The following is a 12,227-nucleotide window of genomic DNA, read 5'->3' as shown; positions in this document are numbered from 1 at the left end:
GAAAACAGGCCTGGGACGGCCGCACTTATGCCAGAGACAACAGAGAGCCGCCGCGATGACTTTTCCGAAAGCGGTAGTGGACGGCCATTCCCGCATTCCTTGGATGGAACCCGCACTGAAGTAGTGCACTTTTCTTCTTCCGAGCAGATGGTTGCGACTCTTGGTACCCAAGATGAGGGCCTGCGCATGGTGGAAGGACTGTACCCGGACGTGGCGTTTCTTGCCCGTGGAAATGTTCTTTCCATTACCGGGCCCAGCGGCACTGTCCCGCGCATCATGCACCTCATGGAGGAAGCCAGGGCCATGGTCGCCCGGCACGTCACCATGGACGGGGCACTGTGGGAACAACTCGTCACCATGCTCAAAGCCCGCCCGGAGGCTTCGGTGGTTGACATTCTCACCCAGGACATCCTCTCCTCCCGGGGCCGTACTATCCGTCCTAAAACTCTCAATCAGAAGAACTATGTCGACGCCATTGACAGAAATACGGTGGTCTTCGGCATCGGCCCGGCAGGCACCGGAAAAACGTACCTGGCCATGGCCAAGGCGGTGCAGGCTCTGCAGCGCAAGGATGTCAGCCGCATCATACTCACCCGGCCCGCCGTCGAGGCGGGGGAGCGGCTCGGCTTCTTGCCGGGAACCCTCAACGACAAGATTGACCCGTATCTGCGGCCACTTTACGATGCGTTGCACGACATGATGGACCCGGAGACCATCCCGCGCCTGATGGCCGCGGGCACCATCGAAGTTGCCCCCCTTGCCTACATGCGCGGGCGTACCCTCAACGACGCGTTCATCATCTTGGACGAAGCCCAGAACACCACCCCGGAGCAAATGAAAATGTTCCTGACCAGGCTGGGATTCGGTTCAAAAATTGTCGTCACCGGTGACATCACCCAAGTCGACCTGCCCAGTGGGACCAGGTCCGGACTGCGGGTGGTGGAGGAAATATTGCAATCAGTGGATGACATTAATTTTTCCATCCTCGATGCCAGCGACGTGGTCCGCCACCGTTTAGTGGGTGCCATTGTCAGCGCCTACAACGACTGGGACGAGGAACACCACACACTTGTCAGCCCGCACACCCTCCCCCCAAACATCCGCAACGCAAACACCGGCGCGAAAACTGCCAGCCAGGCTTCGGCCAACCAGACACCCAAGGAACCCAGCAACTGATGAGCATCGAAATAAACAATGAGTCCGGCGTAGAAGTCCGCGAGGAAGAGCTCGTCAAGCTTGTGCGGCACATCCTGACGCAAATGCATGTTCATCCCGAAACTGAAGTCTCCATCATCATGGCCGATGTCGAAAACATGGAAAAACTCCACATCGAATGGATGGACGAGCCCGGCCCCACAGATGTACTGTCCTTCCCCATGGACGAACTGCGCCCGGGAACACCGGAACGTCCCACCCCGGCCGGACTCCTCGGTGACATCGTCCTATGCCCCGTGGTAGCCCAGGAACAGGCAGTAGCGGCAGGCCATTCCATGGAGGAGGAGCTTTTGCTGCTCACCACCCATGGGATCCTCCACCTCCTAGGCTACGACCACGCCGAGCCCGAGGAAAAGGAAGAAATGTTCGGCTTGCAACGTGAACTGCTCTCCAGCTACCTGGGTAAGGCTGCCCCCCGGGAGACGATGCAGTGACCGCTGTCTTACTGCCGGTCATGGGGATCATCTTCATGGCCATCGCCGCATTGCTGACAGCCATTGAGGCAGCACTTAGTTTTTTCCCCCGGCACGACGCCGAGGCCGTTTCGGCGCACAGCCGGGGCACATCCTTGGCAAAGATCCTGGCCGAACCGGCCACACACCTGAACGCGTTGCGGTTTTGGCGAGTCTGGTTTGAAATGGCGGCCGCCGTTGCCGTGGCCTTGTTCCTTCTCGAAGTCATGAACAATGTCTGGTTGGCCGGACTGGTCGCCACGGTGGTCATGGCCGCCATCAGCTTCGTGCTGGTTGGGGTTTCCCCGCGACGCCTTGGCCGCATGTACGCGGGTGCATTGGTGGGCCGTACGGCCTGGTTGGTGCATGTGTTGTGCCGGATTCTTGGACCTATCCCCGGCTGGTTCCTTAAGATTGGCGGCGCGGTGGCAAAGGATGCCCCCGGGCATGATGACGCTTTTGTCACGGAGGAGGAATTTCGGGAATTCGTTGACCGGGCCAGCGATTCAGAAATGATCGAGGACAACGAGGCCGAACTCATCCACAGCGTGTTTGACCTGGGGGAAACCCTGGTGCGGGCCGTCATGGTCCCGCGCATGGACATTCGCAGCATTGAGCAGGGTTCCAGCCTTGAAGATGCTCTCGACGTCTTCCTGGACTCGGGCTTTTCACGGGTACCTGTCATTGGTGAAAGCACGGACCACATTCTGGGCATCCTCTACCTCAAGGACCTGGTGGCAACATTGCACCGTCTCGGTGACGATGATCCCCGGCCCGCCGTGGAAAACTTGGCCCGCAGCGTCCGGTACGTTCCGGAATCCAAGCCCGTGGATGACCTCTTGAAGGAACTTCAAAGCGAGTCAACCCACGTGGCCATTGTTGTTGACGAGTACGGCGGCACCGCGGGACTGGTAACACTGGAAGACTTGATCGAGGAGATTGTCGGCGAGATCGCGGACGAATACGACTCGGTGGCACCAGACGTTCAGGGCCTGGGCCAAGGTCGTTACCTGATCCGCACCCGCATGGGCGTTGACGACCTGGGTGAACTCTTCGGCAAGGAACTTGACGACGACGAGGTGGACACCGTGGGCGGCCTCCTAGCCAAACATTTGGGTAGGCTCCCCACCGTGGGCAGCACCGTGGTGGTTTCGGGGATCCGCCTCGTGGCGGAGCGTATGGAACCTGCGCGCAACCGGGTCAGCCACGTCGTGGCAAGCCTGGTCGTTGCCAGCCCTGAGCAGACCACCGAAAATGGTAGTAACAGCAGCAACATCGAAAACCTCAGCACCCAGCATCACCTCTTCGGCGAAGCGCCGTCGAGAGACTCATCTCACAGAACAACCACACAGGAGCAACCATGAATAAGAAAAAGGGCAACTTGGCCATGCCATCGCCCAAAGCTGATGGGTTCCGTGCAGGTTTTGCTGTGCTGGCTGGCCGCCCCAACGCAGGCAAGTCGACACTCACCAACGCTCTGGTGGGGCATAAGGTTGCGATCACTTCGGCCAAGCCGCAGACCACCCGCCACACCATCCGCGGGATTGTCCATCGCGACACCTTTCAGTTGGTCCTCGTCGACACGCCCGGGCTTCACAGGCCTCGAACATTGTTGGGAAAACGTCTCAACGACCTCGTGGCGGACACACTCTCCGAGGTCGATGTCATTGGATTCTGCCTGCCGGCCAATGAAAAGATTGGCCCCGGTGACCGCTACATTGCCCAACAGCTGGCAAATGTTGGCAAGCAGGCTGTTGTGGCCATCGTAACCAAGACCGACACCGTTGACCGCCAGGCCGTCACCGATCAGCTCATCGCCGTAGAGAAGCTGGGACGTGAAGTGCTCGGTGAAGCCGGGTTCGCCGCGATCGTCCCCGTCTCGGCGGTGGAGGATTTCCAGGTTGAGTCATTGGCTTCAGTCTTCTCCGAGTTCCTGCCCCTGTCCCCGGCCCTGTATCCGGATGGTGAACTGACGGATGAGCCCGAAGCCGTTATGGTGGCAGAGCTCATTCGTGAAGCAGCCTTGGAGGGAGTTCGTGACGAGCTCCCGCACTCCCTCGCGGTGGTGGTTGAGGAAATTATTCCCCGTGAAGGGCGCAGCGAGGACAACCCGTTGTTGGATGTGCGGGTCAATCTCTACGTGGAGCGCCCCTCGCAAAAAGCCATCATCATTGGCAAGGGCGGGGCACGCCTGCGTGAGGTGGGCACCAACGCCCGGCATGCCATTGAGGCGCTCCTGGGAACCAAGATCTACCTGGACCTGCATGTCAAGGTGGCCAAGGACTGGCAACGAGACCCGAAACAGTTGGTTAAACTAGGGTTTTAGTCCTTGCGGGCCGCCGTCTGGCGGCCCGCAAAAGCCAGTGATGCGCCTGCCTGTGGGGATGTTCCCAGATTTGGCCGGTAAACTTGCTGGAGTTCTTTGTTCACAGCGAAAGGTTTATTCATGGGGCGACGCCGCGCCGACTCGGCCGCAGCCAACGTTGCAGGCACCCCTCATCAGGAACCGCCTGTGGAGAATGAACCCGCTGGCAGGCATTTTAAGGGTCGCCGCAAGGCCCCGTTGTGGCTGAAGATTGTTGCCGTCACACTCAGTGGCGCCCTGGTCCTCGGCCTAGGAACTGCTGGCGTCCTCGTCATGAGATTGCAAGGTAACGTCACTACTGCGCCGTTGAATGCGGCTGTTTCCAACGGGTCAAAAACCAAGACGCCGGAAGAGCCCAACGACTCCATGCAGGTCTTGATTTTGGGTACCGATACACGCGCCGGCGCGAATAGTGAATACGGCACGGAAGCGGATTCCGCTGGCGAGGGCCAATCCGATGTCATGCTTTTGATGAACATCTCGGCGGATAACTCCCAGGTATCCATCACCAGCTTTCCCCGTGACTTGATGGTGCCCATTCCCGATTGCCTCTCTTCGGTGACCGGGAAAGTGGTCCCCGGCAGTACCAGTGGCATGCTGAACTCAGCGCTCGGGGCAGGACCCGGATGTACCGTTGCGGCCATTAACGATCTCACCGGGTTGACGATCGACCACTTCATGCTGGCAGACTTCACCGCCGTCAAACAGCTCTCCACGGCCCTGGGCGGCGTTGAAGTGTGCGTTGACCATGCCATGTACGACGTCAACGGTTCCTTCCTACGACTGCCGGCCGGCAAAAGTCTGGTGGAAGGCGAACAGGCCCTTGCGTTCCTGCGCACCCGGCATGCCTTCGGCGATGCCAGCGATCTTGACCGCATCAAGGCCCAGCAGTATTTCCTGGGTTCCATGGCTCGCAAGGTCACCAGCGAGGGGACACTTACCAACCTGCCCAAGCTGTATAACCTGGCCGATGTGGTGACGAAGAACCTCACCATTGACCAGGGGCTGGCCAACGTTCCCGCCATGATCGGCATTGCCAACCGCCTGTCCAAGATCAATTTGGCCAACGTCTCCTTCGTTACTGTGCCGTGGGAGGCCTATTCGGGTGACAGCAACCGCGTCCAGCTCAAGGAGCCCGAGGCCGGACAGTACTTTGCGGCCCTGCGTAACAACACGGCCCTGACCAAGAGCGCCGCAGATGCGGCTGCCGCTGCCTCGACTAGTGCTACCGCTGCCCAGACATCGGCTGCGGCAACCTCGTCGGCTCCGGAGCCCGCCTCATCGGCTCCTGCGGCTCCCGCGTACAACAAGGCGATCCAGCCCATCAGCGTCCAGAACGCTACGGCCATTGTCGGGCGCTCTGTCGAATTACTCAAGGCCCTGTCGGGCGCCGGATTCACCTCGTCATGGTCCGGTGGTGACGTGGCCGCTCAGAATGAGACAAAGGTGCTCTACGGCACCGACATGGCCGACGTTGCCGCCGATGTAGCAGCGCTCTTCAAGCTTCCTGCCAGTGCGCTCCAAGCCGATCCCACCGTCACCGGTGTGAAGCTTGTGGTGGGCACCGACTGGAGCAGTGGAACACAATTTGGCACGGTGACAGTACCGCAGGACATTGTCTCCAGTACGGCAGATCAGACCGGTGCCTGCCTAACGGTTAACCCGGCCTACTACACCTACTAGGACCGGCCCGTGATCGTTGCTTAACTAGTTGAGGCGGCTACCCATCAATGGGAGCCGCCTCAACTATTTAAGCAACCAGATCCTTGCTACCAGATGCGCACACGCTCGGCAGGATCCAACCACAACCCGTCCGCCGGCGTCGTGGCGAAGGTGTCGTGGAAGGCATCCAAGTTGCGCACTACCGCGTTGCAGCGCCATTCCGACGGTGAGTGCGGATCGATGGCCAGGCGTCGGATGGCTTCCTCGCTCCGGATCTTGGTGCGCCAGCATTCGGCCCAGGAGAAGAAGAAACGTTCCTGCCCGCTCAGACCGTCAATGACGGGGGGCTTGGTGCCATCCAGGCTGAGTCCATATGCCAGGTAGGCGATGGCCAGCCCGCCAAGGTCGCCAATGTTCTCACCCAAGGTCAGCTCACCGTTGACAAACTCGCCGGGAGCCGCGGTGGGGGAGAGCACATTGTATTGGTCCACCAGTTTCGCCGTCAGCTTCTCAAAGGAAACACGGTCCTCATCGGTCCACCAATTGCGCAGCGCACCGCTGCCGTCGAACTGGGAACCCTGATCGTCGAAGCCGTGGCCAATCTCGTGACCGATCACGGCACCGATCCCACCGTAGTTCGCGGCGTCGTCGGCCTCCGCGTCAAAGAATGGCGGCTGCAAGATGGCGGCAGGGAAGACCACTTCGTTCATGGTCGGGTTGTAGTAGGCGTTCACCGTTTGCGGGGTCATGAACCATTCTTCGCGATCGATGGGCTCACCGATCTTGGCCAGCTGGCGGGCCAGCTCAAAGGCACTGCTGCGTTCAATGTTGCCCAACAGATCCCCGGGCAGGATCTCCAGGGAAGAATAATCGCGCCATTTGGTGGGGTAGCCAATTTTCGGCGTAAACGCGTCGAGTTTTGCCAGTGCCTTGGTGATGGTTTCCTGGCTCATCCAGGTGAGCTCGGAAATACTTGCCCGGTACGCCTCAATCAGGTTCGCAACGAGAACCTCCATGCGATCCTTGTGCGTTTCGGGGAAATGCTCAGCCACGTACAGCTGGCCCACAGCCTCGCCCAGCGACCCCTCCACCAGGGCCACGCCACGCTTCCAGCGGTCCCTGATGTCCGGCGTTCCACTGAGCGTGGTGCCGTGGAAGGCGAAATTGGCGTCAACGAAGGCCTTAGACAGATAGGGTGCAGCACCGGAGATGGTGCGCATAGTCAGCCAAGCCTTCCAATCCTCCAGGCGCTCCTCCACCAGCAGCCGGACCTGCCCGCGGAAGAAATCGGGCGTTGCCACCACCAACTCGGCGCTCTGTTCGGCGCTGACACCCAGCGCCTCCAGCCACAGCTCCAGGGCTGGCAGGAGCTCCAGGGCGTCAAACTTGTCCATCAAGTTGTACGTCTTTTGAGGATCGCGCAAGGACACTTTGTCCAGATGTGTTGCGGCGATCTCGGTCTCCAGCGCCACCACCGTCTCCGCCTTGGCGCCTGCGTTCTCAACCCCCGCTAGTTCCAGCATGGTCTGCACGTGTGCCAGGTACGCGGTGCGAATCGGGGTGAACTTTTCATCCCGGTAGTACGACTCATCCGGCAGGCCAAGACCGGACTGGAAAAGGTGCAGCAGCGCACGCTCCGGATTGCCGGCGTCGTTGTTCACGTAGCCGCCAAACAAGCCGTCGCCGCCCTTCCTGTCCAGCTCACCCATCAAGCTGACCACGGCGGCAATTGAGTCAGCCGCTGCAATCGCCTCGAGCGCGGGGGCAAGGGGTGTGGCCCCGGCAGCCTCCACTGACTCCTCGTCCATGAATCCTGCGTACAGGTCACCGATTTTCCCGGCAATGCCCCCCAACTCGGCATCAGGCTGGGCGGCCGCCGCAGCAGCGCGCTCGATGATGGACCGCACAGCATTTTCAGCCTCGTCCCTCAAGGTGACGAACGAACCAGTCAACGCACGGTCGCTGGGAATGACCTCAGTGGCCAGCCACTTTCCATTGACATGTTCGTACAAGTCATCCTGCGGGCGAACATTGGCGTCGATATTGCTGAGATTGATACCGGAATGCGTCAAAAGAATCCGTCCCCTTTGTTTGTTCAAACATGTTGCCTCGCCTTGCCGGTCAGCGCCGAACATTGTTCAACGACCCGCGCAATAGTGAGCTCTTTCACCATCATCCTACGCGGCGTGTTAGGGTAAAAATGTGCGCACTGGAATGCTTCTTCTTAGCTGCCGCGGCGAGGCCTCGACCACGTTGAATTGATCAACTTGGCAATGGCCACCCTCGCTGCGGTGTTCGTGTTGCCCTGGCCGGCCCCCAACTGTTGAACAAGATTAAGGTCACCTCCATGCGAAACACGCAAAAGCCCTCTGGAATGCCAGCACACCGCTACGTCCCGTTCCAGGACCAGATTTCCATTTCCCTGCCGGACCGCACCTGGCCGGACAAGGTCATCACGAAGGCTCCACGCTGGTGCGCGGTGGATCTGCGTGACGGCAACCAGGCGCTCATCGACCCCATGAGCCCGGGCCGGAAGATGAAAATGTTCCAGCTGCTGGTGAAGATGGGATACAAGGAAATTGAAGTCGGCTTCCCCTCGGCCTCACAGACAGATTTCGATTTTGTTCGCCAGCTCATTGAGGGCGGCCACATTCCTGATGACGTCACCATCCAGGTCCTGACACAGGCGCGCGAACACCTGATCGAGCGCACCTACGAGTCGTTGGTCGGCGCCAAGCAGGCAATCGTCCACCTGTACAACTCGACGTCCGTGCTCCAGCGCCGGGTCGTGTTCAACCAGGACGAGGACGGTATCTTGGACATCGCCCTGCAGGGCGCCCGGCTGTGCAAGAAGTACGAGGAAACGCTGCAGGACACGCACATCACGTACGAGTACTCGCCGGAGTCCTTTACCGGAACCGAGCCGGAATACGCCCTGCGTGTCTGCAACGCCATCGCCGACATCTTCGAGGCCTCGGCTGACAACCAGGTCATCATGAACCTGCCAGCCACGGTAGAAATGGCAACACCGAACGTATACGCAGATTCCATCGAGTGGATGAGCAGGAATCTGCACCCGCGCGAGGGCATCATCTTGTCCCTGCACCCGCACAATGACCGCGGCACCGGTGTGGCTGCTGCCGAGCTGGGCTACCTGGCCGGCGCAGATCGGATTGAAGGCTGCCTCTTTGGCAACGGCGAACGCACCGGCAACGTTGACCTGGTCACCCTGGGCCTGAACATGTTCACCCAGGGCATCGATCCCATGATCGACTTTTCCGACATCGACGACATCCGTCGCACCGTTGAGTACTGCAACCAACTGCCCGTAGCCGAGCGCACCCCCTACGGTGGAGACCTGGTTTTCACGGCCTTCTCCGGCTCACACCAGGATGCCATCAAGAAGGGGCTGGAGGCCCTCGAGGCCGACGCCGAGGCTGCCGGGAACGCGGTATCCGAGCACACGTGGGCTGTACCCTACCTGCCCATCGACCCGAAGGACCTGGGCCGTAGCTATGAGGCCGTCATCCGGGTCAACTCGCAGTCAGGCAAGGGAGGCGTGGCCTACCTGCTCAAGAATGAGCACAACCTGGATCTGCCCCGCCGCGCCCAAATCGAGTTCTCAGGTGTCATCCAAAAGCGCACCGACACCGGCGGCGGCGAGGTCAGCGGCACCGAGTTGTGGTCCATCTTCACCGACGAATACCTGCCGGCAGAAGTATCCGACAACGCCTGGGGCCGCTACCACATTGGCCCGTTCACCACCTCAACCGACGACGACGGCGAAATGACACTCATCGCCAAGATGACCATTGACGGGGTGACCACCACACGCACAGGCACCGGCAACGGACCCATTGCGGCGCTGTTGGCCATTCTCGGCGAAGACGGCGTCGACGTTCGAGTCCTGGACTACTCCGAGCACGCACTCTCCGAAGGTGGCGACGCACGCGCTGCGGCCTTCGTTGAATGTGCCGTGGGCGAGCGAGTCCTGTGGGGCATCGGCATTGACGCCAACACCTCCACGTCGTCACTGAAGGCAGTCATCTCGGCCGTAAACCGCGCCGTTCGCGACGCCCAAGGCGCCTAGTCCCCACGGCCTCCCGGGAAATCGCTGACGCGATTTTCCGGGCCCCTCGGCCGCGTGGGCCCACCACGGCTAGTCGGGATGAACGTCGAGGCGATTTCCCGGGCCCCTCGGCCGTGTGGGCCCACCACGGCTAGTCGGGATGAACGTCGAGGCGATTTCCCGGGCCCCTCGGCCGTGTGGGCCCACCACGTCCGGCTCGGGTGATCGCTGGCGCGGTGCAATCAGCTACGCCAGTGCAATGGTGGGAGAATGGATACGTGTCCAACCAATCCTTTTCTGCGCGCACTTACCGGGATGACGCCGTCGTACTGCGAACCCACAAGCTGGGGGAAGCAGACCGGATCATCACGCTGCTGACCCACCATCACGGACAGCTGCGGGCCGTGGCTCGCGGGGTGCGCCGAACCAGTAGCAAGTTTGGGGCCAGACTGGAACCGTTCATGGTTGCCGACCTTCAGCTGGTCAAGGGTCGCACCCTGGATATCGTGACGCAGGCCGTGGCCAAGGGTAGTTACGGTGATGCGATTGCCGCCAACTACGACCGGTATGTTGTGGCAGCGGCAATGACCGAAACCGCTGAACGGTTGACCGACGTCGACGGGGAAACATCCTCGGCGCACTACTTGTTGTTGGTGGGCGCGCTTGCCTCGCTCAGCCGCGGGGCGCATTCCGCGGAACTCATTTTGGACTCATACCTCTTGCGGGCCGTCTCCATCGCCGGCTGGGCACCAAGTTTTGGTGACTGCGCACGATGCGGCGAGCCGGGCCCGCACGGTGCCTTCAACGCGTCCTTGGGTGGCGCCGTTTGTCACGAGTGCCGCCCGCCAGGGTCGCCGGCACCTGCACCGCAAACCATGTTCTTACTGGCGTGCCTGCTCTCCGGTGATTGGACCGGGGCAGACGCATCGGAAAATATTCATCGTCGCGAGGCTGCCGGCCTCGTGGCCGGTTATGTTCAATGGCATTTGGAGCGCACTGTGCGTTCCCTGAAACTTGTGGAGCGTGTCTAACCCGTGGCCGTACAACGCAGCAGTCGAAGCACGTCAAAGCCAACCGTCGTGGCCCCCTGGCCGCATCCTTCGGGGGAGGGGATGCCGGTCATTCCTGCACAGTTGATTCCACAGCATGTGGCAATTGTGATGGATGGCAATGGCCGTTGGGCCAACCAGCGCGGATTACCCAGGGTGGAAGGCCACAAGGCGGGCGAGCCAGCGCTGCTGGACGTCATGGCTGGCGCCATCGAAATGGGCATCAAATACGTCAGCGTGTACGCCTTTTCCACGGAGAACTGGAAGCGCTCACCGGAGGAAGTTCGCTTCCTCATGGGTTTTAACAAAGATGTATTAAGACGCCAGCGGGACCAACTCGACGCCTGGGGTGTGCGCATTCGCTGGTCAGGCCGCAAGCCCAGGCTTTGGGGATCCGTCATCAAGGAGTTGGAAGTCGCTCAGGAACATACGAAGGACAACGACACCATTACGTTGACCATGTGTGTTAACTACGGCGGACGGGCGGAAATTTCCGACGCCGTTGCTGCCCTTGCCGCGGACGTCGCCGCAGGGCGACTCAGCCCCAAGGCGGTGTCCGAGAAGACGATCCAAAAATACCTGTACCTGCCCGACGTTCCGGACGTCGATTTGTTCCTGCGCTCTAGTGGAGAGCAGCGGCTCTCCAACTTCTTGCTGTGGCAAAGCGCCTATGCCGAGTTTGTTTTCATGGACACGTTATGGCCCGACGTCGACCGCAGGACTTTGTGGGCGGCAGTGGACGAGTACGCCCGCAGAGACAGGCGGTACGGCGGCGCCGTGGATGCGGCCAAGTCCGCGATCTGATGCGCAGCTCCGGTCGGCACACGATCCGTTTGATCGGTTTTGAAACAATGTTGTGCTAGATGTAAGTTCTCGAATAAAGATTCTAAAAACTCTTCCGTTGGTGGTGGATCGGGCCTAAAATGGGGGTATGGGTACCGCCGATCGGCCCGGTAGCAGGAGGGTTTCCACCCCGTCCGGGCCAGAGTTTTTGGATCAAGGCCCCGGGCATGGCTCGGGGGTAGTTGGTGGCGGTTCTCTTCCCGGCGATGACTGCGGGGATGTCTATGGCGATGACGTGGTGATGGCCCGGTTGGTGGCTAGTGATCCGTTTGCTGATGATCCGATGATGCTTAATGTCACGTGGGTGGGGCCGTCGCGGGAGATTTCCGCGGAGGAATGGGCGGATTTGTTTCTGCCCTCTGGTCCTGTGTCGGGGCAAGGGACAGCAGCACCAATCGTGGCAGCGACACCACTAATGTTGCCGTTGCCAGACTCGTTGCCGTTGCCAGGCTCGTTGCCGGTGCCGGACAGGTTGCCTGACTCTTTGCCGGTGTCGTTGTCCGGGGTGGGTGAGGTGTCTAGGGTTGCGGTGATTCGGGCTTCGGTTCCCGATCACCCCAAGGCGCCCCGGA

10 protein-coding genes are annotated in these 12,227 nt (G+C 60.5%); 9 read left to right on the top strand and 1 reads right to left on the bottom strand.

What is annotated here, in order from left to right; genetic code table 11:
- Positions 1–27: 27 nt before the first annotated feature.
- The 5 genes from CXQ94_RS06190 (at position 28) to CXQ94_RS06170 (ending at position 5,715) form a co-directional block, all read left to right on the top strand.
- Complete coding sequence (locus CXQ94_RS06190; protein WP_104087373.1) at positions 28–1,176, top strand: PhoH family protein; 1,149 nt, start codon at positions 28–30, stop codon at positions 1,174–1,176.
- Positions 1,176–1,649: an rRNA maturation RNase YbeY gene (ybeY, locus tag CXQ94_RS06185; RefSeq protein WP_104087372.1), complete on the top strand. Its 474-nt coding sequence runs from the start codon at positions 1,176–1,178 to the stop codon at positions 1,647–1,649. Before CXQ94_RS06190 ends, ybeY begins: the two co-directional genes overlap by 1 nt.
- Positions 1,646–3,031, top strand: coding sequence for a hemolysin family protein (locus tag CXQ94_RS06180; protein WP_104087371.1), 1,386 nt, complete (start codon positions 1,646–1,648; stop codon positions 3,029–3,031). Before ybeY ends, CXQ94_RS06180 begins: the two co-directional genes overlap by 4 nt.
- The gene (era, locus tag CXQ94_RS06175; RefSeq protein WP_258066794.1) at positions 3,028–3,993 is read left to right on the top strand and encodes a GTPase Era; all 966 of its coding nucleotides are present in this window, start codon (positions 3,028–3,030) and stop codon (positions 3,991–3,993) included. The genes CXQ94_RS06180 and era overlap by 4 nt, the downstream gene beginning before the upstream one ends.
- A gap of 120 nt (positions 3,994–4,113) precedes the next feature.
- Positions 4,114–5,715 carry an LCP family protein gene (locus CXQ94_RS06170; RefSeq protein ID WP_104087370.1) on the top strand — a complete coding sequence of 534 codons (1,602 nt, stop codon included), beginning with the start codon at positions 4,114–4,116 and terminating at the stop codon, positions 5,713–5,715.
- An 86-nt stretch (positions 5,716–5,801) separates the two neighbouring features.
- Here CXQ94_RS06170 and CXQ94_RS06165 read toward each other — a convergent pair whose 3' ends face one another.
- Entirely contained in the window at positions 5,802–7,766 is a 1,965-nt protein-coding gene (locus CXQ94_RS06165; RefSeq protein ID WP_104088375.1) for a M13 family metallopeptidase, read from the bottom strand.
- Positions 7,767–8,041: 275 nt separating this feature from the next.
- Here CXQ94_RS06165 and leuA point away from each other — a divergent pair, with 275 nt between their 5' ends.
- The 4 genes from leuA to CXQ94_RS22855 form a co-directional block, all read left to right on the top strand.
- The gene (gene leuA, locus CXQ94_RS06160; RefSeq protein ID WP_104087369.1) at positions 8,042–9,784 is read left to right on the top strand and encodes a 2-isopropylmalate synthase; all 1,743 of its coding nucleotides are present in this window, start codon (positions 8,042–8,044) and stop codon (positions 9,782–9,784) included.
- Between the two features lie 257 nt (positions 9,785–10,041).
- A complete protein-coding gene (recO, locus tag CXQ94_RS06155) occupies positions 10,042–10,794 on the top strand; it encodes a DNA repair protein RecO (protein ID WP_104087368.1) in 753 nt (250 codons plus the stop codon).
- 3 nt (positions 10,795–10,797) lie between these two features.
- Positions 10,798–11,616, top strand: coding sequence for an isoprenyl transferase (locus CXQ94_RS06150; RefSeq protein WP_104087367.1), 819 nt, complete (start codon positions 10,798–10,800; stop codon positions 11,614–11,616).
- 127 nt (positions 11,617–11,743) lie between these two features.
- On the top strand, positions 11,744–12,227 hold a 484-nt coding region (locus CXQ94_RS22855), incomplete at its 3' end, for a hypothetical protein (RefSeq protein ID WP_219816992.1).

The sequence above is a fragment of the Arthrobacter sp. GMC3 genome (assembly GCF_002929305.1).
Lineage (GTDB): Bacteria > Actinomycetota > Actinomycetes > Actinomycetales > Micrococcaceae > Specibacter.
The sequence above is the reverse complement of the archived record's forward strand: the minus strand, read 5'-3'. Positions and strand labels throughout refer to the sequence as shown.